This is a genomic window from Paraburkholderia lebeckiae (genome assembly GCF_014201005.1).
GTDB classification, from domain to species: domain Bacteria; phylum Pseudomonadota; class Gammaproteobacteria; order Burkholderiales; family Burkholderiaceae; genus Paraburkholderia; species Paraburkholderia tuberum.
Genome location: NZ_JACHDK010000017.1, coordinates 12,747 through 35,068, shown reverse-complemented (window position 1 = coordinate 35,068; position 22,322 = coordinate 12,747). Strand labels below are relative to the sequence as shown.

Here is a 22,322-nt window from a genome sequence, read left to right as displayed (position 1 = left end):
CGGCAGCATGGCGCTCCGCCGCGAACCCGCGGGCCGCATGGCGGCGGTATCATGCCGACTTTCGCAACCCGCGCTCCGAGCCTGCGCAAAGCCGCATGCATGAGCCGGTGCAATCGCTAAAGAATCGACGCAACTGATGAGGATGGATGCATGCCGGCATGGCTGACCGTAGTGGGCATTGGCGACGACGGCTTCGCCGGTTTGGGGCGGCCCGCGCGGCGTGCGTTGCTGGGCGCGTCGGTCGTGTACGGCGGTGAGCGCCATCTGGCGATGCTGCCCGCACGGCTCGCGGCGCGTCGTGCCGCGTGGCCGCGTCCGTTCGATCTCGCGCCGTTGCTCGCCGAGCGTCCGCACGCGGTGTGCGTGCTCGCGAGCGGCGACCCGATGCTGTTCGGCGTCGGCGCGACGCTCGCGCGGCAGTTGCCGGCCGGCGAGTTGCGCGTGCTGCCGGCGCCGTCGTCGTTGTCGCTCGCGGCCGCGCGGCTCGGCTGGCCGTTGCAGGATGTCGCGACCGTCTCGCTGGTCGGCCGACCGCTTGCCGCGCTGAATGCGCATCTGCGTGACGGCGCGCGCCTGTTCGTGCTGAGCGCGGACGGGCGCACGCCCGCGGCACTGGCGGCCTCGCTCGATGCGCGCGGTTTCGGCGCGACTGCCATGACCGTGCTCGAACATCTGGGCGGCGCACGCGAACGGCGTGTCGATGGCCGCGCGGATCAATGGCCGGCCGGCGAGATGGCCGCGCTCAATCTGATCGCGCTCGAGTGCCGCGCGTCGGCGCATGCGCCGCGTCTACCGCTGTCCTGCGGTTTGCCCGACGATGCCTTTATCCACGACGGCCAGTTGACCAAGCGCGACGTGCGCGTCATCACGCTCGCGCGCCTCGGGCCCGCGCCCGGCGAGTTGCTGTGGGACGTCGGCGCGGGCAGCGGTTCGATCGGAATCGAATGGATGCTCGCGCATCCCACGTGTCGCGCGATCGCGATCGAAGCGAACGAAGCGCGGCAGCGCTTCATCGAACAGAATCGCGATGCTTTGGGCGTGCCGGGGCTGCAACTCGTGGCCGGCCGCGCGCCTGACGCGTTGCGGGGACTGCCGGCGCCGCACGCGGTGTTCATCGGCGGTGGGGTGACGGAGCCCGACGTGCTCGACACCTGTTGGACACAACTGCGCGACGGCGGCCGGCTCGTCGCGAACGCGGTGACGCTGCAAGGCGAGGCGGTGCTCGCCGCATGGCGCGAGCGGCATGGCGGTACGCTGACGCGCATCGGGCTCGCTCACGCGCAACCGCTCGGCGGCTTCGATACGTGGCGCCAGGCGTTGCCGATCACACTGCTCGACGTGACCAAACCCGCCAAACCATCGGCCGATTCGTGATGCGCGACGAGACTCCCGAACAGCCGGCGCCGCTGCGCAGCGGCTATACGACCGGCAGTTGCGCGACCGCGACGTCGCTCGCGGCCGCTCGTCTACTGCTGGCGGGCGAGCTCAGCGAGGTCGCGGAGATCGTGTTGCCGAAGGGCCAGCATGTGCCGATGCGGCTCACGTTCTGCCGGCTTGCCGCGACGGACGGCGAGCGGATCGCCGAAGCCGGCACGATCAAGGACGCCGGCGACGATCCCGACGTGACCCACGGCGCGCTCGTGTTCGCGCGCGTGCGCCTCGTGCCCGGACCCGGTGTGATCTTTCGCGCGGGGCCGGGCGTCGGCACGGTCACACGCGCGGGGCTCACGCTGCCGGTCGGCGAACCGGCGATCAATCCGGTCCCGCGCCAGATGATCACGCAGCACCTCGACGAACTCGCCGCGCGCCACGCGTATCGCGGCGGCTTCGAAGTGACGATCGGCGTCGAAGGCGGCGAAGCGCTCGCGCTGAAAACGATGAACCCGCGACTCGGGATTGTCGGTGGACTGTCGATCCTCGGCACCACCGGCATCGTGCGGCCGTTTTCGTGCTCGGCGTATATCGCATCGATCCATCAGGGTATCGACGTCGCGCGCGCGAACGGCTATACGCATGTGGCCGCCTGCACCGGCAACGCGAGCGAGGACGCGATGCGCGCGCACTACGGCCTGCCCGATATCGCGCTGATCGAAATGGGCGATTTTGTCGGCGCGGTGCTCAAGCATGTGAAGCGCGCGCCGGTCGAGCGTCTGAGCATTTGCGGCGGCTTCGGCAAGCTCAGCAAGCTCGCGGCCGGCCATCTCGATCTGCATAGCCGCAACTCCAGCATCGATCTCGAACAACTCGCCGGCTGGGCTGCCGCGCATGGCGCCGACGCCGCGCTGCAAGCGGCGATGCGCGCGGCCAACACGAGCCAGCAGGCGCTCGCGCTCGCTCACGCGCGGCAGGTGCCGCTCGGCGATATCGTCTGTCAGCACGCTTTGGCCGTTGCTCGCGATATCGTGCCGCCGCAGGTCAGCGTCGAAATCTTCGCGATCGACCGGCAGGGCAACATCGTCGGAGTCGCGCGATGACGCGCATCCTGCTGCTCGGCGGCACCGGCGACGCGCTGAAGATCGCGCGCCAATTCGGTCCCGCGCATGTGTACAGTCTCGCGGGACTCGGCAAGGTCCCCGACGACTTGAAGTGCGCGGTGCGCGTCGGCGGTTTCGGCGGCAGCGCGGGTCTGGCGCGTTACCTCGCGAGCGAAGCGATCGGCCTCGTGATCGACGCGACGCATCCGTACGCGGCGCGGATCAGTGCGAATGCCGTAGACGCGTGCCGCGCGGCGAAGGTGCCGTGCTGGGCGCTGCGGCGTCCAGCGTGGCAGCCGCAAGCCGGCGACGACTGGCGCATGGTCGATGACTGGAACGAACTGATCGACACGCTCGCGCCGTTCAGACGGCCGCTTTTCACGCTCGGGCGCGAACCGCTCGCGCATCTCGACGAGATTGCGCCGCATCAATTCTGGACCGTGCGTGTGCTCGACTCGCATCCGGACACGGCGCGCTCGCGCATCCTCGCGGCGCGCGGACCGTTCACACTCGACGGCGAACGCGCGCTGTTCGCGCTGCAGGCGTTCGACGTGGTCGTCAGCAAGAACAGCGGCGGCGGCGCGACCGAGGCGAAGCTCGAGGTCGCGCGCGAACGTGGCTTGCCGGTGATCATGCTGCGACGGCCGGTGTTGCCCGAGGTCGATCGCGAGTTCGCCAGCGTTGCCGATCTTCTCGATGCGTTGCCCGCGCAGGCGCATGCGGATTCGGGTAAGTGAGCAAATAATTGGAGTACTGAATGACAGTGTTTTTTATCGGCGCGGGTCCGGGCGACCCGGAACTGATCACGGTCAAAGGGCAGCGTCTCGTGCGCAGTTGTCCGGTGATCCTGTATGCGGGGTCGCTGGTGCCGGCCGCGGTGCTCGAAGGTCATAGCGCGCAACAGGTGATCAACACCGCGGAGCTCGATCTCGACCAGATCGTCGCGCTGCTCGCGGCGGCGCACGCGAAGGGCCAGCATGTCGCGCGCGTGCATTCGGGCGATCCGTCGCTGTACGGTGCGATCGGCGAGCAGATCCGCCGTTTGCGCGAGCTGGCCATTCCTTACGAAATCGTCCCCGGCGTGACCGCGACGGCCGCATGCGCGGCGGCGCTCGGCTGCGAGTTGACGCTGCCTGACGTGTCGCAGACGCTGATCCTCACGCGCTACGCGAGCAAAACGTCGATGCCCGAAGGCGAGCAGTTGGGCGATCTCGCGCGCCATCGCGCGACGCTGGCGATTCACCTCGGCGTGCGGCATCTCGCGCGCATCGTCGATGAGCTGCGGCCGCATTACGGCGGCGCGTGTCCGATCGCGGTGATCTATCGCGCGAGTTGGCCCGACGAGGAAAAGATCACTAGCACGCTCGACGATATCGTCGCGAAGGTGCAGGGCAGCGCGATCGAGCGCACCGCGCTGATTCTGGTCGGCCAGGTGCTGGCCGCCGAAGGGTTCGCCGATTCGACGCTGTATGCGAAGGGCAGTTGACGGCGCCGTGAAAGCCGTTCTGGCGTCAGGAAGCCGCGTGGATTGTCGATCATAATGTGACGCAGCGCGCGAGCCTGGCCGCCCGTCTGCTGGCAAAACGCGAAGCGCGAAAACGCGAAAATCCGCAAGTTCTGCACCGCCTCGCGGCGCGCAGACCGCTATCGTGGCGCCATCATGAAGCCCAGCACCGAACGTGATTACCGTCGACGGATCGCTCGCGTGGTCGAGGCCATTCTGGTCGAGCCCGGCGCGCGACACACGCTCGACAGCCTCGCGGCCGTCGCGCATATGTCGCCGTATCACTTCCACCGGATTTATCGCGCGTTGATGGGCGAGAGCGTCGGCGACATCGTCAAGCGTCTGCGGCTCGCCGAGGCGGCCCAGCGGTTGACCGACGCCGCGCAGGTCACCGCGGTCGCGCACGACGCCGGCTACGACAGTCCCCAAGCGTTCGCGCGCGCGTTTCGCGATTTCACCGGTGTGTCGCCGAGCGAATTCAGGACCCGGCAGCGGCATCTGGTGGCGAATCCGGCGGTTTCGACAGCTTCGGCGCGGACCCTGCGAACGGCGCAAGCGCGCATCGCGCAGCGAGGCGACGGCGATGGCGATGGCGCCCGCATTCACGATGGCGTCGACGGTAATCGTGACGAAAGCACCGAAAGCCAAAGCCCGCCCGCGCTGCCGTCCGTCGAAGTCACCGAGCTCGCGCCGCTCGACGTGCTATGCCTTCGCCATGACGGCCCGATCGCGACGATCGGCCAGACCTTCCACACGCTGATGACGACGCTGCGCTGCGACGAGAACCCGCTGTTGCAACAGCGGGTCGGCATTTGCGCGCGCGATCCGTCGATGGCTGGCGGGTTTTGCTATCACGCGGCAATTGTCGCGGGCTCGCAGGCGGCGTTGAGCAGTGCGATGGAGCGGCTCGACGAAGCCGCGCAACGCCCGCGTGTTGCCGGGCCGCCGCCGGGCATCGAGCCGCTGCGGCTCGAAGGCGGGCTGTATGCGGTGCACCGCCTCGTCGGCCCTTATGCGCTGATCTCGCCCACTTTCAGGGCGCTGTACAGCGGCTGGCTGCCGCGCAGCGGCTACCGGCGCGATCAGCGGCCGGGGCTGGAACTGTATCGAAGCACGCCCGATCGCAGCGCGCAACATCCCTGCGTCACCGATCTACTGATCCCCATTTGCGAGAACTAACCATGATGCGTCGAGGTTGTGCCGCGCTGTCGAGCGCGGTGGTGGTGTCGTTGACCGCGGCGTTGTCAGGGGTGCTGTCTGGCGCGATGTGGGCTTCGTTGCCGGCGAACGCCATCGCGCAAACCGCCTCCGCCGGCTGGCATGTCGGCGAAACGAGCCGCGTATTTCACCCCGCCGTGGCCCGCAACTGGCGCGGCGCGCAAACGCAGGCGCTGATCACGCGCATCTGGTACCCGGCCGATGCGGCGCAGCCCGAGACGCCTCACGATATCGGCGCGCCGGGCCATCCGATGTTCGTCGGCCACGCGGCCGCCGACGATGCCCCGCTGTCCGCCGCGCAGCCCAAATACCCGTTGCTGCTGCTATCGCACGGCACCGGCGGCAGCGCGGACAGTCTCGACTGGCTCGCGGCCTCGCTGGCCGCGCAGGGTTATATCGTCGCGGGCGTCAATCATCCGGGTAACAACGCGCTGGAGCCGCGCACGCGCGACGGCTTCATCCTCTGGTGGGAGCGCGCGACCGATTTGAGCGAAGTGCTCGACGGGGTGCTCGCGGACCCGCGTTTCGGTCCGAGCGTCGACACGACGCGGATCGGCGCGCTGGGCTTTTCGCTCGGCGGCTATACGGTGCTCGAAGTCGCGGGCGCACGGACCGATCGCGCGGCGCTGGAGCGCTTCTGCACGTCGCCCGAAGCCGATGCGATCTGCTCGCCGCCCGAAGCCGCCAATCTCGCGCACGCGCCGGGCACGCCGGCGCTGACGGTCGAGGGGCTATCGGCGCAAACGAACGCATCGCGCGCGCGCTCGGGCGACTCGTATCGCGATCCGCGCGTCAAAGCCGCTTTCGCGATCGCGCCCGCGCTCGGCGAGGCATTCAACAGTGCGTCGTTCAAGGAAGTGACGATTCCGGTCGCGCTGCTCGCGGGCGAGGCGGACACGACCGCGCCAGTCAACACCAACATTCACCGCATCGCGGGCTTCATGCCGCAAGCGACGGTGACGATGGTGCCGGGCGCCTCGCACTATACGTTCATGGATGTGTGCGAGCCCGAGGCGATGGAGCGTCTGGCGCCGATCTGCAAGGACGGGCCGGGTGTCGATCGCGCCGCGATTCATGCGCGAACCGCGGCACAGGTGCGTGATTTCTTCGCGGCGACGCTGCCGGCGGGCGGCTCGTAGCGCTCGCGAACGCAAGCGGTTCGCGACGCCGCGCGACTCAGTCCTCGAGCGGCGACAAGGCCTTGAGCGGTGCCGGCTTGTCGTCGCCGAATCGGATCGTCGGGACCAGCGCGAGCAGCACGACCACGAATAGCGCGATCACGAACATCGACACGAAGGTCAGATGCAGCGACTGGTGCAGCACGAGCCGGACCAGATCGCTGTCGCCGAGATCGGCGGCGCGGTTCTGCAGCAGCGCCTTTAGCTGATCCGACGTGACCGTCGCGACACCCTGCGAATGACTGAGCCCGAAGTTCAGCACCGCGCCGAACAGCGTCGCGCCGAGCGTGCTGCCGAGATTGCGCGAAAACAGGTTCGACGCGGTCGCGCTGCCGCGTTCCTCCATTCTGACGATCTCCTGGATCAGCACGAGCGAACCGACGCTCGAGGTCCCCATGCCAAAGCCCATGATCAGCGACGCGAACCCGGCGACGAGCGGCGACGCGCCCGGCGACAGCAACAGCAGCAGCACCGCGCCGAGCGGCACGAACGCGCTGCCGCAGATCAGGATGCGCCGCAAACCGAGCCGGTGAAACGACTTCGCCGCGAACGTCGCGCCGGTGGGCCAGCCGACCATCATCATCGTCAGCGCGAGGCCGGCCACCACGGGCGAACGATGCAGCACGCCCTGCACGTACATCGGCAGGAACGTGGTCGCGCCCATCAGGATCATGCCGGCCAGCACCGTCGCGCCGTTGCATGCGGCGATCGGGCGGCGGCTCCATAGCGCGAACGAGATCATCGGTTCGGCCGCGCGACGCTCCTGCAGCACGAACAGCAGCACGCACAGCACGAAGACGCCGCCTGCGAACGAGGCTGGCGCCAACGCGTCGTCGCCGGCGTAGGTCAGCGCCATCATCAGCGCTGCGATCGCGGCCATGAACAGCGCGGCGCCGGCGAAGTCGATGGACGGCCGCGCGTGCCGTTCCGGTTCGCGCAGGAACGCGATGAAGCCCGCCGCCGACGCGAGCCCGATCGGCACGTTCATCCAGAAGATCCACGCCCACGACAGGTTGTGAATGATGAAGCCGCCGACCATCGGACCCACGACCGCCGAAATCGCCCACACGCTCGCGAGATAACCCTGCACCTTGCCGCGTTCGCGCGCCGGGTACAGATCGGCGACGACGGTCAGCGTGACCGGCTGGATCGCGCCCGCGCCGATCCCCTGGATCAGGCGGAACACGATCATCGCCGGCATCGACCACGCGAAACCGGCGAGCACCGAGCCGACGAGAAAGATCGCGATGCCCGCGAGGATCACGGGCTTGCGCCCATAGAGGTCGGCGAGCTTGCCGAACACCACGGTCATCGCGGTCTGCGTGAGCAGGAACGACGAGAACACCCAACTGTATAAATGCAGGTCGCCGAGTTGCGAGACGATCTGCGGCATCGCGGTCGACACGATGGTCGCTTCGATCGCGACCATCGCCATCGAGGCCATCACGGCGGCGATCACGAGCGGGCGTGAAGATTGAGTATTGCGGCACATGAAGGGCGTAGTATCGATATGTTGAATGCGTCGACGGCCCGGAGGAGGCCTTGCTGCGACGCATCGGCGCGGCCGCGCGTGGCGGCCGGTCAGGAGTATGCACCTTGCGGAGAATGCGTGCTCGCGCCCGGCCAGCCGGCGGGCCGGCCGGATTGGGCACGACCGTTGCGTATTCGGATTTCCCTTTGACACACGGAGGACAATCATGAGGATCGAATTCACCGGACGCCGGGAAGTGGTGGCTGCTGCGCGCGTCGCCTACGAGGCCAATGTGGACGGGAAGGACGTATGGTGCAGCGTGTCGCTCGACGCGCTCAATGACCATTTCGGCAATGGCAGCCTCGGCAACGGCGCCCCGTCTGCTCACGATCTGGTGGGAGCGTTCGAGGCGAACCGCGCCCGCATTGAAAATGCTACGCGGCGGGTGCTCGAACGCAACGGGGGACGGTCCGTGGAGCTCGAGACGCGCGACTTCGATTGAGCGACCCGCTTGCTCGTATCGGGTCAAGCCATTCGTGCCGCGGTGGAAAGGACTCTTCCATCGCGGCGACTTATCCGCGACGCCGGCGCGGCTACAGTATCGACGCGCACACCGTTTAACGCGTGTGAGCGAGAGAGTTGGACCCGGCTGCCGGCAGCCGGGTCTTTTTTATGGCACGTGCAGGCACGCCGTGATTTCGCTGGCATTCGCGGCAGGAGCGTCCGACGATTAGCACGGTGATTCGCGCGACGATTGAAAGGCTGCGGTATAGTCGCGGCAACTTTAAATCCGTCTCTTCGATTCTCTGGAGAATATCGTGCAGGAAATCATCGAAGGTCTGATCCGCTTTCAACGCGAGGTCTTTCCACAGCAAAGCGCGCTCTTCAAGCGGTTGTCGACCGCGCAGAATCCCAGCACGCTCTTCGTAACCTGTTCGGACAGCCGCGTGGTGCCGGAACTGCTGACGCAGACCGAACCGGGGTCGCTGTTCGTGATCCGCAACGCGGGCAACATCGTGCCGTCGTACGGCCCGGAGCCGGGCGGCGTGTCGGCGACCGTCGAATATGCGATTGCCGTGCTCGGCGTGACCGACATCGTGATCTGCGGCCATTCGAACTGCGGCGCGATGACGGCGATCTCGAGCTGCACGAATCTGGAGCACATGCCGGCGGTCGCGAGCTGGCTGCGTCACGCGGATGCGGCGAAGGCGATCAACGCGTCGCGCCACTACTGCTCGGATGCGGAGCGTCTCGAGGCGCTGGTCAAGGACAACGTGATCGCGCAACTCAGCAACATCCGCACGCATCCGTCGGTGGCGGTCGGACTCGTGAACAAGACGCTGCGACTGCACGGCTGGATCTTCAATATCGAAAGCGGTGAAATGCTTGCGCTCGATGGCAAGACCGGTAACTTCTTGCCGCTTGCGGATAATCGGGAAATTTGTGCGGGTTAAAGCGGCATTAAAAACGGTTTTTAGTTTGAGGGATTAACACCCGGCTTGCTAAAAGCCGGCGCGGCGGCGCGGTTTCAACCCCACCGCGCCGCCCGCCGCAACCATCCCTATCAGCTCGACGTCACCAGCGAATCCGACGGCGCGATCTTCAACACGCCAGGGCTCTTCGCAGCCGGGTTCGACCACAACAGATGCATGCTCGCCGTCCCCGTGCCGTGCACGTACTCGACCTTGATCGACGCGCTCTGGTTCGCGGCGAGATGGACCTTGCCGGTCGCGCTGCCTGGCGTCGTGCTCGTCTTGTCGATCACCTTCACGCCGTCGATCCACAGACGCGCGACGTTGTCGCTGTTGATCGTGAACGTATATTCGCCGTCCTGCGTCGCCTTTAGCGCGCCGGTCCAGCGCACGCCGTAGTTGGTCGCGTTGACGCCGGCCGATGCATCGGGCGAATCGGTGCCGCGCTCGGTGTTCAGATCGAAGTCGATCAGCGGCGTGATCGATGTTTTCACCGGCGCCGCGCTGAAGGTCGGATCGTTGTAGTACGCGACCTGCAGCACCGGCAGCTTGACGTCGAAGCCGCCCGTCAGCGCCTGCGTTTCCGATGTCTGCCAAGGATGGCCGTCCGGGTAGAACGTCCCCTGGAACGGCGTCGCCGGTTCGACCGTCGCGGGCGCGCTCGGCGTCTGGCCCCAGTGGAAGCGCGTATTGGTACGGCCGATCATGAGCTCCCACACGATGAAGCCGGTGGTGCCGCCGTAGTTCGCTACGATACCCGGCATCGTCTGGCCCGTCGTGCCCGCGAAGCCGCGTTGCAGCGTCTCCGAATTCAACGCGTTGATGCTGCTGCCATTCACCGGACCCGTGTACGGATTGTTGTACGGATGGAACCCATAGAAGTCCGAGAAGTACGTGCCTTCGTCTTCCTGCACCTGCGGCGAGTTGATCGGCTGCGTCGCGCCCGCGTTCAGGATCGAGATACGCGCATCGTTCATCATCACAGCGCGCGTGTTCTGCAATGAACCATTGCCGCTGCAGCCCGGTTCGTTCATCGGCTCCCAGAAGATGATCCGCGGGTCGTTGCGATGCGGCGCGACGAAGTCGGTGATGTAGTTCGCGAGGCTCTGCCTGTACGTGATCGCCGGGTTCGACGCGCTCGCCTGGAAATACGCCTGCTCGACCGGCGTGCCCGGCGACTGCACCCACTGGCTGTTATGCACGCCCCAGACTGGCGCGGGCTGCGGGCCGTATTGAGGGGTGGGGTTCCAGCAGTCGTCGTAGAAGATCGGCGAAACCTTGATGCCGTGCCGCGCGGCGATCGTCAGCAGGTTTTCGAACTTGCTCAGGAAGGCCACGCGATCGTTGGCCCACACCAGATAGTGCAGGTACACGGCGACCGTGTTCATGCCGTACGTCTGGGCATAGGTGAGTTCGCGGTTGACGATCTCGGGATCGTAGTTCTCCCAGAAGTCGATTGCGTTGACCGCGTTGGACGGCGTATAGACCGCGCCGACTACCTTCGAGAAATCGTAAACCGGCGAAGTCACGGTCGGATACGTGTGGATCGTGATGTTGCCGAACGATACGCCGACACCGAAGCGCCGCACGCCGAAGCTGCCCGACTGGAACGCCGCGGGCAGCGCATTGGTCGCGTCGTTGGCGCTCACCACGCGCTGGCCGTCCAGGTCGACGAGGATCGCGTTGCCGCTCGTCGTCACCTTCAGATGATGCGTGCTGCCGCCGACGATCGAACTGACCGGATACTGGATGAAATTGGTCCAGTTGTTGTTCTCGCGACCCACCACGAGCGAATGCGAGCCGGTGTCGAGGCCGATGAAATAGCCGGTCAGGCTGTCCGGACCGCCCGCCGTCGGGTTCGTCGCGCGCACGACGAAGCCCGCGTTCGCAGGGCCCGAGCCGACCGGTGCGGTGACAGTCACGTCCGCTTCGTACGACGCGCTCGCGTAGGTCTTGGCGAGCGCGACGGCCTTGTCGCCGGCGCCGGTGCCGTTGGCGGGCGGCGCGTCGATTGCGATCGTCGACGCACTGGCGCCCGGGTGCCAGGTGCTCGCCGAACCGGGCGCGAGGTAGCTGGTGAAATCGCCGAACGACAGCGTTGCCGTCGAGAGCGGGGCGGGCGGCGCGGGGGGCGTGTACGGCGCCAGGTTCAGCGTCGGGTCGGCGATCACGAGTGGCGGCGTGGTCGTTTTCATGCCGACCGGGATGGCCCTGGCGGCCTTGAACTCATTCTGCACGTCCGCCGCGTCGGCCGAAGCCACGGCGGCGGCCGACGCCGACGAAGCGGCTGTCGCCGCTGTCACGTCAACCGCTTTGACCTGCTTGTCCGCCGTCGCGGATGCGTTGGGCGAACCGTCATTACCGCCGCAGGCGCTCAGCATCGCGAGCGCTGCCAGCACAAAGTAATTGCGCACCTGTATCTCCTGAGGTCCCCGCTTGGTCGTCGGTCATAATTATTATTAAATACGCATACAGCGAACTTGCTTTACGGCGTTGCTGTAGGAGTGCAGAAATCGATATGAATAATATTATTAGTTAGCTCGACCAGTATCGGTGGATTCCCTGATTTGCCAAAGTGGGCGCGCGGGGTAATCGCGAGGGCGCGCGCGAGCGCGGGCATAGTCCGGTTTTCCATTGCCCACGCTCACCGAATCGTCCATGCCGCCCGTCGCGCGGCGCCTGAAGAATCGCTTGGGACTCCGATTAAAGCGCGCGTTTGAACGGAGGAATACCCGTCGATTTCGGACACATCCCCGACCAGATCCGCCGATTCGCAGCTTGTTGGGTCTAAAAGGAAAACACTGTCATTCGTATCGCCCACACTTTGACTAAGGGTCGATCGCATGCGCGTGCGTCGACTTCGGCGGTCGATCGGTTGGAATGGGGAGCGTGCCTTGTATAGCGAACCGAGAATGATCGTGTTGACGGGCCTCGTCTTCGGCGCGGTGACGCTTGGGGCCTATGTGTCGCAACTGGACAACGACTGGTCGTCCGGTCGGGACGTGAGTCTCGTCGCCTATGGCGAGCGGGGTGTCAGCACGATGGGCGCGGCGGCGGGGCAGAGCGAAGGCCAGTCCGGCGCGGCGACGGTCGCGCCGGCAACGCGCCGCCATGCGCTGCGCGACGACGTGACCGCCTTGCGGGGTCAGCCGGCCGCGTCGATTGGAGCGCAGGCGGGCGACGCTCTGGCCATCGCCGCACTACAGTTCGCGCGGGAGTCGAACAAGGCGCAGCAACAGCCGCAGCCGCAGCCGCAACAGACGAGTTTGCCGCCGCAGCCTGCGGTGACTTCGAACCGGACCCAGGCGCCACCCCCGGCAAAGACCGGGCACGCACACCATGGCCGCATTGCGTCGGGTACTACGACGAAACCGCGCTCAGCGCAAAGCGTTGCGACGACATCGGGTAGTCATGCGCGGGGCGGCAGCCACCGGAAAAGTTCTACTGCCGAGCGGTCTGGGAAGAAAGCGGTCCGCGTCGTGCCAGAGGCGCGGCCGTCGGCGCAATATGCAACGCAAGGCGTCGAGTCGCCATGGTCGATGCCGCGCGCGGGGCTGACCAGCCAGGCCGCAACTCAGGCGGTCGCCAGCAACGGCCCCAAAACCCGCGCTGAAGTAGAGGCCGAACTCGTGCGCGCGCGTGAGAACGGTACGATGCCCGCCTTCGGCAGACCCGAGCCATCGGGACCTGGGGCGCACTGAAGCAGGGCCCGCGCCGCGCCGCAGGCAACCGTCAGATCAACGACGCGGCGAGCCGCGCGAAGGTGGCTTCGTCGGTGCGATCGAACGCAAGCGGCGTGACCGATACGCGACCCGCCGCGACCGTTGCCGTTTCGCTGTCGGCATCGTTCTCGCGCGGGCCACGATCGAAGCGCAGCCAGTGATACGCGATGCCGCGCGGGTCGACTTCAGGCAGCACCTCGATGTCCCTGACGAGCCCGACGCCCTGGCGCGTCGGCGTCAGCGGACCGGCGTCGGCGGCATCGACGTCGGGAAAGTTGATGTTCAGGCAGGTCGGCGCCGCATGCTCGATCGCGAGCAATTGACGGATCACGCCGGGTGCGAGCGTGCGCGCGGTGTCCCAGCGCACGCGCTCGCGATCGCTGAACGCCTGGCTCAGCGCGAACGACGGCAGCCCGAGCAGCAGACCCGTCATTGCCGCGCCGACCGTGCCCGAGAACATCGTTTCGATGCCGAGGTTGCCGCCGCGATTGACGCCGGACAGCACCAGCGACGGCGGCGCCTCGCGCATCAGATGACGCACGCCCATCACGACGCAATCGCCGGGCGTGCCGGTCACGCCGAAACGGCGTTCGCCCTGGCGGCTCACGCGCAGCGGCGAATGCAGGCTGATGGAATGCGACGTACCGCTCTGGTCGTGCTCGGGCGCGACCACCCAGACTTCGTGCGCGAGCTCGGCGGCTACGGCTTCGAGCACGGCGAGGCCGGGCGCGTCGATACCGTCGTCGTTCGTCAGCAGCACTCGCGGCAGCTTGGATTCGTCAGCGGACATCGCGTCAATCTCCTGTGGGTCGGTGAATGAATCGTAGGGAAGGGACGCCCATTATCCGGCTTTCGTCCGACGCGCGTACGATGACGGTGAGCCGCCAACGACCCAGGACGACCCGCCATGCAGATCGACCCGTTTGAGATTGCGATCGCCGACCAGGACATCGACGATTTGCGCCGCCGCATCCACGCCACCCGCTGGGCGCCCACGACGCCCGCGCCCGCCTGGCAGCAGGGCGCCGACCCGGCCTGGCTGCGCGAACTCGCGACCTATTGGGCCGGGCAATTCGACTGGCGCGCGGCCGAACGCAGGTTGAACCAGCTGCCGCAATTTCTCGCCGACGTGAACGGCCAGACCGTGCACTTCGCGCATCGGCGCGCCGCCAGTGTCGCGCCCGGCTTTCAGGCTTATCCGCTGGTGATCACGCACGGCTGGCCCGGTTCCTTCTTCGAGTTTCGCGCGCTGCTCGATCAGTTGTGCGATCCGGCCGCGTTCGGCGCCGATCCCGCCGATGCGTTCGATGTCGTCACGCCGTCGCTGCCGGGCTTCGCGTTTTCGCCTGCGCCCGCGCAGGCCGGCATATCCGCGTTCCAGGTCGCGGACCTGTGGGTGTCGCTGATGCGCGGGCTCGGCTACGAGCGCTTCGGCGCGCAGGGCGGCGATCTTGGCGCGGGCGTGTCGATCGCGTTGGCCGCGCATCATCCGCGGGTGGTCGACGGCATCCATCTGAACTTCCTGCCGAGTTCCTATGAGCCCGCGATCGGCGCGGCGCAGCGGGAACTGACGCCGGCCGAGCAGGACTATCTGCGCGAGAAGAACGACTGGGCCGCACTCGAAGGCGGTTACGCGCATCAGCACAGCACCAGGCCGCTGACCGTCGCCGCGTCGTTGAACGATTCGCCGGTGGGACTCGCCGCGTGGATCGGCGAGAAGTTTCGCGCGTGGAGCGATTGCGGCGGCGACGTGGAAAGCGTGTTCTCGAAAGACGATCTGTTGATCAATATCTCGCTGTACTGGTTCACGCAGTGCATCGGCCCGGCGATGCAGATGTATTGGGAAAACCGCCTGCAGCCGATGCGTTTCTCCGACGGCGAGCGCATCGACACGCCAGTCGGCTTCGCGCTGTTTCCGCAGGAGATCAATCATCCGCCGCGCAGCTGGCTCGAACGAACCTTCAACGTCGCGCAGTGGAGCGAAATGCCAGCCGGCGGGCACTTCGCGGCGATGGAAAAGCCCGCGTTGCTCGCCGCCGAGATTCGAAAGTTCTTCAGGCCGTTGCGGCAGCGAGCGCGCTAGGCGCGCAGCGCGACGCCTCACGCTGCTTCTGTTCCACCTGGTACGACCGCGCCGCTCGCGTCGAGCGTCTCGCGGCGATCGCAGGCTGCACGCCAGCGGGAATATGCAATAGAAATGAAATGCCCGAAATGATCACCGTCAAGGTTTGTCAAAACCGGCTTATCCCGATTTAAAGCGGTTGACCGTGGTCCTTTCGGCGGCGTTCGGCGCGGCGAAGCCCGCCACGCAAACCTGTCTGCGCGCTGCGTCGAACGCCTCGGCGCGGCCGCAACGGACACGCTATTCATCGACGACAGCCTGGCCAGCGTGGACGGTGGTCGAACTTTCATGAACGAGAGCACCATACACGCTATGGCACATGCGTCGAACCACGATCACCGCCGCCGTTTTCTGCGCACGGCGCTGGGGCTGCCGGCAGCGCTTGCGTTGTCGCGCGTCACGTCCGCGCAAACTGAGGCGCACGCGCAATCCGTCACCACCTTACCCCGCATGAGCCGCCGCGCGATCCCGTCCACCGGCGAAGCGCTGCCGGTGATCGGCTGCGGCACGTGGCGCACCTTCGACGTCGGCGACGATGCCGCCGCGCACGCCCAACTCGCCGAGGTGCTGCGCATCCTGTTCGAAGCGGGCGGCTCGGTGATCGATTCTTCGCCGATGTACGGTTCGTCGGAAGCGGTCGCGGGCGCGCTGCTCACGCAGCTCGACGCGCATCGCAAGGCGTTCGTCGCCACCAAGGTCTGGACCGAGGGACGCGAGGCCGGCATCGCGCAGATGGAGGAATCGCTGCGGCGTTTTCAGCAGCCGCATGTCGATCTGATGCAGATCCACAATCTGCTCGACTGGCGCACGCAGCTCGCGACCTTGCGCGACTGGAAAGCGCGCGGCCGGATTCGCTATCTCGGCATCACGCATTACACGTCGAGCGCGTTCGACGAAGTCGCGGCGGTGATGCGCAGCGAGAAGCCCGACTTCGTGCAGATCAACTACGCCGCCGACGATCGCGCGGCCGAGCAGCGCATCCTGCCGCTCGCGGCCGATCTCGGCATCGGCGTCGTGATCAATCAGCCATTCGGCGGCGGTGGTTTGCTGGCGCGCGTGATGAAAACGCCGTTGCCCGCATGGGCCGGCGAAATCGGCTGCACGAGCTGGGCGCAGATTCTGTTGAAATTCGTGCTCGCGCAGCCGGCGGTGACGGTCGTGATTCCGGGAACCGGGCGGCCGCAATACATGGCGGACAACGTGCGCGCGGGATCGGGACCGCTGCCCGATGACGCGATGCGCGCGCGGATCATCGCGGCGGTCGGCGGCTGACGTGATGCGCAATCCATCACGGCGATTACTTGCCGCTTTCTATTCGCATACAGGTACCGCCTCCCACAAACGCCGCACGACACGGGAATAAAACCCGCCCCACGCCAGTCATGCCTCACGAACCGGGTTCGGTTCGGCGAATCCCTATCGTGAGGTCATCATGTCGTCACATCATTCATTCGATCCGGCGCGTCGCGGCGCGCTGAAATGTCTTGCGTTCGGCGGCCTCGGCACCGTGTTCATGCTGTCGGGCGGCGTGCTGACGCCGGTCGAACTCGCGCTCGCGGCCGACTCGAACACCGCGACGCCAGCGGCTGGCACGCCGCTTTTCCTGCAGATCAGCGACACGCATATCGGCTTCAAAAAGGAGGCGAATCCCGACGTCGCGGGCACGCTGAAACAGACGATCGATTACGTCAACGCGATGCCGGCGCGTCCGCCGCTCGCGATTCACACAGGCGACATCACGCATCTGTCGAAGCCCGCGGAATTCGATCTGGCCGCGCAGTTGATGTCGGGACTGAAGATCGCCGAGCTGCACACGGTCCCCGGCGAGCATGACGTCACCGACGGCCCTGGCACCGAGTACTTCAGCCGCTTCGGCAAGGCTTCGGATAACCGCGGCTATTACAGCTTCGATCACCAGGGCGTGCATTTCGTCGGGCTCGTGAACGTGATGCATTTCAAGCCGAACGGCCTCGGCGGTCTCGGCGACGAACAGCTCGAATGGCTCGAAAACGATCTGAAAGGCCGCTCGTCGAGCACCCCGGTCGTCGTGTTCGCGCACATGCCGATGTGGACCATCTACGAGCCGTGGGGCTGGGGCACGGGCGACGCGGGTCAGGCGATGAGCTATCTGAAGCGCTTCGGTTCCGTGACGGTGTTGAACGGCCACATTCATCAGATCGTGACGAAGGTCGAGGGCAACGTGACGTTCCACACCGCGCGCTCGACCGCCTATCCGCAGCCGACCGCCGGCCAGGGCGATGGCCCGGGGCCGCTGAAGGTCGCGAGCGACCAGCTGCCGAAGATGCTCGGTGTGACGAGCGTGAGCATCGCGCGTCATCCGTTGAAGGCGACGCTCGACGACACGACGCTCGCCTGACGACACGCGCTACTTTTACGCTCGAGGAGGTCAATGATGCTAACCAGGATGATGGGCCGCGCGCTCGCGATTCTGCTCGGCAGCGTCGCGATTCTGGCGGTGTCGGCGGGGCTCGGTTTTGCGCAAACGACGACGCCGATGCAGGTGCAGAAACAGACCGTCGCGTCGACGCCTAACGCGATCGTGATCAAGAACTTCATGTTCTCGCCGATGGAACTGACCATCAAGGCGGGCACGACGGTGACTTGGAAGAATCTCGACGGCGAGCCGCACACCGTGGTCAACGACGCGGGCCTGTTCCGCTCGGCCGCGCTCGACCAGGACGACACCTATCAGTTCAAATTCGATAAACCGGGCGTGTACAAGATCTTTTGCGGCATCCATCCGAACATGAAGGCGACCATTACCGTGCAATAAGCGGTGAACCGGGCAACCCGCGCCGCTCACGCGGTATGCAGCTCGCTCAACCGGCATAGCAGAATCCCATAGCCGGTCAGATGCCCGAGGTACACGCTCGTGAACACGTTCGACGCGGGCAGGTCCTCGGTCAGCTGACGCAGGTCCTCCATATGCAGCGGCGGCGCGTCGAGCGGCGGGCGCTCGACGCGCAGGTCCGCCGCCTCGGCCAGTTGCCGGTGCGCGTTGACGAGCCGCGCGAGCCGCGCGAGAAACATTTCGCGCCACGCGGCGTCGAGCGCGGCGAACTGATCGTGAAACGTGTCCATCGTTTCAAGAAAATTGACCAGCGAATCGAAGGTCTCCTGATAGCTCGCGAACACCGGCAGCCGTGCCGCGTTGCGCTTCAGATGCGGCGACACCCACGCCTGCTCGAGGTCGGTCTTCAGCAGCAGGTGCGCCTGCTTCAGGTTCGTGCTCAGCGTGCGCAGCCTGGAGGCCGCCGGCTTGATCTGCGCTTTGTCGAGCTGTCCCGCGGCCAGTTGCGCGACGACATCGGTGGCCTGTTCGTTGCCGTCGTTGACGAGCGTGTTCGCCCAGTAGCCGTGATCGGGCGGAAACGCGATCTGCTGGATGACGAAGCCGAGCAACATGCCGAGTACCACGCCAATCAGGCGCTGTTCGAGCAGCGGAAGATGTTCGCCGGTATAGAGCACGAGCGTGATCGGCACCGTGATGCTGGTCATCTGGAACAGCGACGGCCGCAGCGCGACGATGCTGAAGATCACGACCGGCAGCAGCGCCGCGCCCATCCACAGGTGCGGCGCGGTCAGCCAGATCAGCAGCGTGCCGATCGGCATCGCCACCACGTTCGAAAACACCCGCTTGTAGAAGTAGCTTCGAGCCGCCGAAATCGAGCTACCGAGCGCCAGCGTCAGCATCGTCGAACCGGCGAGCGGCACGGCCGCGTCGGGAAAGCCGAGCAGGTATGGGATGCCGAAACCGATCCACAGGCCGAGCGTCAGCTTCGTGTACTTGGCGGTTTCCGACAGAGAAAAGCGTGCGAGCGCTCGGCGCAACGGCGTGAGTGGTTGGTGCTGATACCTGTTCGACATGATTTTTATGCTGACCGATGACGTTGGGCCGGGCACCGTTGGGCATGGGACGGCGCGGCGCTCGCGACATGCGCGCTCGTGACCTTACCATCCGGCACGGACGGCTTTGGGAATCCGCACGGTAGCAGGCATCGCGGGATGCTCCTCGAGGCGAGCGCGCCCGCAGTCCAACGGGGGGTTCAAGCGGCGGTTTCGGCGTCGCGCGCGCGTTCGCCGCCAGGCCCGGTTGTTGCATGCAGAACGGCGACCGCGTTGGCGCGTTTCGCAGAATCCGCGTCGCATCGGCCCACGGCAGGCGCACGGCTGGCTATCGGGCGCTTTGCCGGGTTGGAGTTTTTACCGGCTTTGCACGCTTTTTTGCCAACCTCAGGCGGTCTCCGGCGGCGTCGTTCGAAACACCATCGAAGCGAGGCGGAAACGCAACGCTGCCGTGTTGTCGGCCGTTCGCGACAGGATTACATTCATTGAGCATTGCGTGCAGCGGCAGCCCGCGAGCTCGGTTTACGCACCGGCTCGTCAGCGCGCCAGCTTGTCAGCAGGAAGTGGCATACCCGGAGCGTATTGCGATGGTTACCGATCCCGACGATACCGACTTGCGTCATTCCGCAACGGACAGCCGATCCACCGGCTTCGATCTCGACGGCCCGGACGAATCGGGCGTGCCGCCCCCGCGCTTCGGCCGCCTGGCCCTGTGCCTCGCGGCGGCCGGCGCGCTGACCTTCGGTGTGATGGGCACCGTCGCCTACGGCGTCTGGTTCAACCAGGATCAGCAGACATACGCGGATGCCATTGCGGGCGCGCGCCAGGCGCTCGGCTCATCGGCATCGGCCGGGGTGCCGACGGTGGCCGTCGCGCACGCGCCGGAGGAGGCCGCCGCGCCCTTTGCCGTGCCGTCAGCCAGGCAGCCCGCCGCGCCAGACGTCGCGCTCGCAGCGGCCGGCGCGCACGGCGGCTTCGAGGACACCAACCCGGCCGCGTGGTCCGGGCAGATCCGCCCGAGTACGCCTGACCCGAATCTCACCGCCACCCTGGCCGATACGCCGGTCGATACCTCGGCGGATATGTCGGCCAACCCACCCACAGCGCCCATCGTTCCCACGCCACCGCCGGGCTACACGCGGCACGTCGCCAATGCCGCCAATTCCACCGCGAAGCCCGCGGCCGGTCACGACGCGAAAGAAACGCGGCTCGCACAGCAGGAGCGGCGCGCGTCGTCGCAGCACAAGGGCGGTCTGTTTGCGCGGATCGGACAGTTCTTTCGACGCGTGAGCTATCGTCAACATGACAACGGCCGACGGCAACAAGATACCTACTCCCATCCCTGAGCACGCGGTCGTCGGACCAGCGGGGCGAGCAGGGCTGCGCGGCGCCGCACGCGCGCGCGTGCCGGTGTGGCGCTTCCGGCCGGGCCCCGCGAGCGTCGGCGTGGCCGCGCTGTTGTGTCTGCTGTTCGGCCTGCTGTATGTGGCGATGCAGATCCGCACGGTGTTTTCCGATCAGTTGAAGCAGGAGTACGCCGGCCTCGTGCTCGAAGCCGCCGGGCGCGTCGACAGCGCGCGCGAACAGTTGGCCGCGTGGCAGCGGATGGCCGACACGCCGGCGAGTCACGACGCGTCGTTCGTGCCGGCCTATGACGCGGCGCGCGCCGAACTCGCGCGGCGTTTCGCGTCGCTCGCGGCGCTCGTCAACGCGAGTCCGACGCCGGCGCCGCCCATTCCGTCGATGTCACCGACCCAGGCGACGCCCGAAGCCGTCGCGACGGTGCTCGGCAGCGTGTCGGCCTACTGGCGCGCGCAACGCGACGCGTCGAGCGCCGACGTGCGGCTGCGCGTCGCGCACGTCGCGCGCACGCTGATCGCGCTCGCCGCGCTGCTGTTTTGCATGCTGATCACGACGCTCGGGATGTACGCGAAGCGCAACCGCCAGCTCGCGGGGCAGTCGCACGAGTTCGAGCTCGCGTCGCTGCACGATTCGCTGACCGGCCTGTCGAACCGCCGCAAGCTGCTGGCCGCGCTCGACTCCGCCGCCAGGCACGCGCGGACCGCAGCCGTCGAGCAGCGCTTCGCCGTGCTGTATATCGACCTCGATGGCTTCAAGCAGGTCAACGATTCGTTCGGGCATCGCACCGGCGACGAATTCCTCGCCGCGGTATCCGCCCGGTTTCGCGCCTCGGTGCGCAAAGGCGATCTGGTCGCGCGCATCGGCGGCGACGAGTTCGCGGTGCTGGTGCGCACCTTTGCGGGCGATGACGAGCTCGCCGAGATCGCGCGCCGGCTGATGGCCTGCGTGGTCGACACCGACGAACAGATGGGAATCGGCGGCGTGCGCGCGAGCGTGGGCATCGCGAGTTATCCCGACGACGTCGACGATCACCGCCGTCTGGTCGCCGCCGCCGATGCCGCGATGTATCAGGTCAAGCGCGACGGCAAGAACGGCTTCGCGTTCGCGGCGCAGACGGGCAGGGAAGCGACGTTGTGAACCGCCTGAACGTCACTGGGCTTCGTTGCGCCACTCCGTCAGCTTTTCGCGCTCGTTGAGTTCGATGAACGCCGGCCGTGCGCGCAGCCGACGGATATAGCTCGCGAGATGCGGCCAGCCCGCCGTCGCCGGGTGGGGCATGTTGCGGGTCCAGCGCATCAGCACGAGCGCGAGCAGATCGGCGGTGCTGAGCTTGCCGCCCGCGAGAAATGCGTGGCCGTCGGCGAAATGCCTGTCCAGCCGCGCACACGCTTCTTCGATGCGGCGTTGCGCGAGCGCGCGCACCGCCTCGGCGCCCGCGGGGTCGCCGTCGCTGCCGGCGTAGAACCAGTCGCGCATCGCGGGCAGCAGCGTATTCGCGAGGTAGATCATCCATTCGAGCCATTCCGCGCGCGCGGCCGAGCCGGGCCCGGGCGCGAGGTCGGCCTCGGCGTGGCGCTCGGCGAGCAGCATCAGCAGCGCGGCCGATTCATGCCGCGGCACGCCATCGACGACCAGCGTGGGCACGCGCCCGGCCGGATTCAGACGCAGATACTCGGGATCGCGCTGTTGGCCCGCGTCGATATCGACGAGGCGCGCTTCGAACGGCACGCCCATTTCGAGCAGCATCCAGTGCACGGGCATGCTGGCCGCGCCGGGCGAGTAGTAGAGAACGTAGGACATTCGGGACTCCGTGGATCGTCGAGAGCGCGGTCGAGCCGTGAACAGAAAGAATAAGGGGCTGTCGCCGAAACGAACAGCCCCTTCAGATGCGTCAGGCGCCAGCGTACGCAAATGCGGGCGCTCGAAACGGCA

20 protein-coding genes are annotated in these 22,322 nt (G+C 66.7%); 15 read left to right on the top strand and 5 right to left on the bottom strand.

Features of this window, described 5'->3' with window-relative positions; genetic code table 11:
• Positions 1 to 150 precede the first annotated feature (150 nt).
• The 6 genes from cbiE (at position 151) to HDG39_RS25760 (ending at position 6,335) form a co-directional block, all read left to right on the top strand.
• Positions 151 to 1,374 carry a precorrin-6y C5,15-methyltransferase (decarboxylating) subunit CbiE gene (gene cbiE, locus HDG39_RS25785; protein ID WP_184009749.1) on the top strand — a complete coding sequence of 408 codons (1,224 nt, stop codon included), beginning with the start codon at positions 151 to 153 and terminating at the stop codon, positions 1,372 to 1,374.
• On the top strand, positions 1,374 to 2,474 hold the full coding sequence (locus tag HDG39_RS25780) for a cobalt-precorrin-5B (C(1))-methyltransferase (RefSeq protein WP_184009747.1): 1,101 nt from the start codon (positions 1,374 to 1,376) through the stop codon (positions 2,472 to 2,474). The genes cbiE and HDG39_RS25780 overlap by 1 nt, the downstream gene beginning before the upstream one ends.
• Complete coding sequence (locus tag HDG39_RS25775; RefSeq protein ID WP_184009746.1) at positions 2,471 to 3,211, top strand: cobalt-precorrin-6A reductase; 741 nt, start codon at positions 2,471 to 2,473, stop codon at positions 3,209 to 3,211. The genes HDG39_RS25780 and HDG39_RS25775 overlap by 4 nt, the downstream gene beginning before the upstream one ends.
• A gap of 20 nt (positions 3,212 to 3,231) precedes the next feature.
• Positions 3,232 to 3,960, top strand: coding sequence for a precorrin-4 C(11)-methyltransferase (cobM, locus tag HDG39_RS25770; RefSeq protein ID WP_184009744.1), 729 nt, complete (start codon positions 3,232 to 3,234; stop codon positions 3,958 to 3,960).
• Positions 3,961 to 4,134: 174 nt separating this feature from the next.
• The gene (locus HDG39_RS25765) at positions 4,135 to 5,157 is read left to right on the top strand and encodes an AraC family transcriptional regulator (protein WP_221305862.1); all 1,023 of its coding nucleotides are present in this window, start codon (positions 4,135 to 4,137) and stop codon (positions 5,155 to 5,157) included.
• A 2-nt stretch (positions 5,158 to 5,159) separates the two neighbouring features.
• Positions 5,160 to 6,335, top strand: coding sequence for an alpha/beta hydrolase family protein (locus HDG39_RS25760; protein ID WP_184009742.1), 1,176 nt, complete (start codon positions 5,160 to 5,162; stop codon positions 6,333 to 6,335).
• A gap of 37 nt (positions 6,336 to 6,372) precedes the next feature.
• Here the strand turns inward: HDG39_RS25760 and HDG39_RS25755 are convergent, their stop codons facing one another.
• On the bottom strand, positions 6,373 to 8,073 hold the full coding sequence (locus HDG39_RS25755) for an MDR family MFS transporter (protein WP_260328258.1): 1,701 nt from the start codon (positions 8,071 to 8,073) through the stop codon (positions 6,373 to 6,375).
• Here HDG39_RS25755 and HDG39_RS25750 point away from each other — a divergent pair.
• Complete coding sequence (locus HDG39_RS25750) at positions 8,072 to 8,347, top strand: DUF1488 family protein (protein WP_008923225.1); 276 nt, start codon at positions 8,072 to 8,074, stop codon at positions 8,345 to 8,347. The genes HDG39_RS25755 and HDG39_RS25750 overlap by 2 nt on opposite strands.
• Before the next feature lie 316 nt (positions 8,348 to 8,663).
• Complete coding sequence (locus tag HDG39_RS25745) at positions 8,664 to 9,299, top strand: carbonic anhydrase (protein WP_018425208.1); 636 nt, start codon at positions 8,664 to 8,666, stop codon at positions 9,297 to 9,299.
• A 110-nt stretch (positions 9,300 to 9,409) separates the two neighbouring features.
• Here HDG39_RS25745 and HDG39_RS25740 read toward each other — a convergent pair whose 3' ends face one another.
• A complete protein-coding gene (locus HDG39_RS25740) occupies positions 9,410 to 11,731 on the bottom strand; it encodes a PA14 domain-containing protein (protein WP_311667353.1) in 2,322 nt (773 codons plus the stop codon).
• Between the two features lie 498 nt (positions 11,732 to 12,229).
• Between HDG39_RS25740 and HDG39_RS25735 the strand changes: the two genes are divergently transcribed.
• A complete protein-coding gene (locus HDG39_RS25735) occupies positions 12,230 to 13,018 on the top strand; it encodes a DUF4148 domain-containing protein (protein ID WP_184009738.1) in 789 nt (262 codons plus the stop codon).
• 31 nt (positions 13,019 to 13,049) lie between these two features.
• Here HDG39_RS25735 and surE read toward each other — a convergent pair whose 3' ends face one another.
• The gene (surE, locus tag HDG39_RS25730; RefSeq protein ID WP_184009736.1) at positions 13,050 to 13,829 is read right to left on the bottom strand and encodes a 5'/3'-nucleotidase SurE; all 780 of its coding nucleotides are present in this window, start codon (positions 13,827 to 13,829) and stop codon (positions 13,050 to 13,052) included.
• A gap of 117 nt (positions 13,830 to 13,946) precedes the next feature.
• Here surE and HDG39_RS25725 point away from each other — a divergent pair, with 117 nt between their 5' ends.
• From HDG39_RS25725 to HDG39_RS25710, 4 genes are all read left to right on the top strand, one after another.
• The gene (locus HDG39_RS25725) at positions 13,947 to 15,122 is read left to right on the top strand and encodes an epoxide hydrolase family protein (RefSeq protein ID WP_184009734.1); all 1,176 of its coding nucleotides are present in this window, start codon (positions 13,947 to 13,949) and stop codon (positions 15,120 to 15,122) included.
• Positions 15,123 to 15,449: 327 nt separating this feature from the next.
• On the top strand, positions 15,450 to 16,433 hold the full coding sequence (locus tag HDG39_RS25720; protein WP_409259210.1) for an aldo/keto reductase: 984 nt from the start codon (positions 15,450 to 15,452) through the stop codon (positions 16,431 to 16,433).
• 160 nt (positions 16,434 to 16,593) lie between these two features.
• Entirely contained in the window at positions 16,594 to 17,538 is a 945-nt protein-coding gene (locus HDG39_RS25715) for a metallophosphoesterase family protein (protein ID WP_184009732.1), read from the top strand.
• 36 nt (positions 17,539 to 17,574) lie between these two features.
• Positions 17,575 to 17,955: a cupredoxin domain-containing protein gene (locus HDG39_RS25710; protein ID WP_184009888.1), complete on the top strand. Its 381-nt coding sequence runs from the start codon at positions 17,575 to 17,577 to the stop codon at positions 17,953 to 17,955.
• Between the two features lie 26 nt (positions 17,956 to 17,981).
• On the opposite strand, the gene HDG39_RS25705 is transcribed toward HDG39_RS25710, so the two are convergent.
• Positions 17,982 to 19,049, bottom strand: coding sequence for an aromatic acid exporter family protein (locus tag HDG39_RS25705; RefSeq protein ID WP_184009730.1), 1,068 nt, complete (start codon positions 19,047 to 19,049; stop codon positions 17,982 to 17,984).
• 566 nt (positions 19,050 to 19,615) lie between these two features.
• Between HDG39_RS25705 and HDG39_RS25700 the strand changes: the two genes are divergently transcribed.
• On the top strand, positions 19,616 to 20,374 hold the full coding sequence (locus HDG39_RS25700; RefSeq protein WP_184009728.1) for a hypothetical protein: 759 nt from the start codon (positions 19,616 to 19,618) through the stop codon (positions 20,372 to 20,374).
• Positions 20,331 to 21,527: a GGDEF domain-containing protein gene (locus tag HDG39_RS25695; RefSeq protein ID WP_221305861.1), complete on the top strand. Its 1,197-nt coding sequence runs from the start codon at positions 20,331 to 20,333 to the stop codon at positions 21,525 to 21,527. Before HDG39_RS25700 ends, HDG39_RS25695 begins: the two co-directional genes overlap by 44 nt.
• Before the next feature lie 12 nt (positions 21,528 to 21,539).
• On the opposite strand, the gene HDG39_RS25690 is transcribed toward HDG39_RS25695, so the two are convergent.
• The gene (locus HDG39_RS25690) at positions 21,540 to 22,190 is read right to left on the bottom strand and encodes a glutathione S-transferase family protein (protein WP_184009726.1); all 651 of its coding nucleotides are present in this window, start codon (positions 22,188 to 22,190) and stop codon (positions 21,540 to 21,542) included.
• Between the last annotated feature and the right edge of the window lie 132 nt (positions 22,191 to 22,322).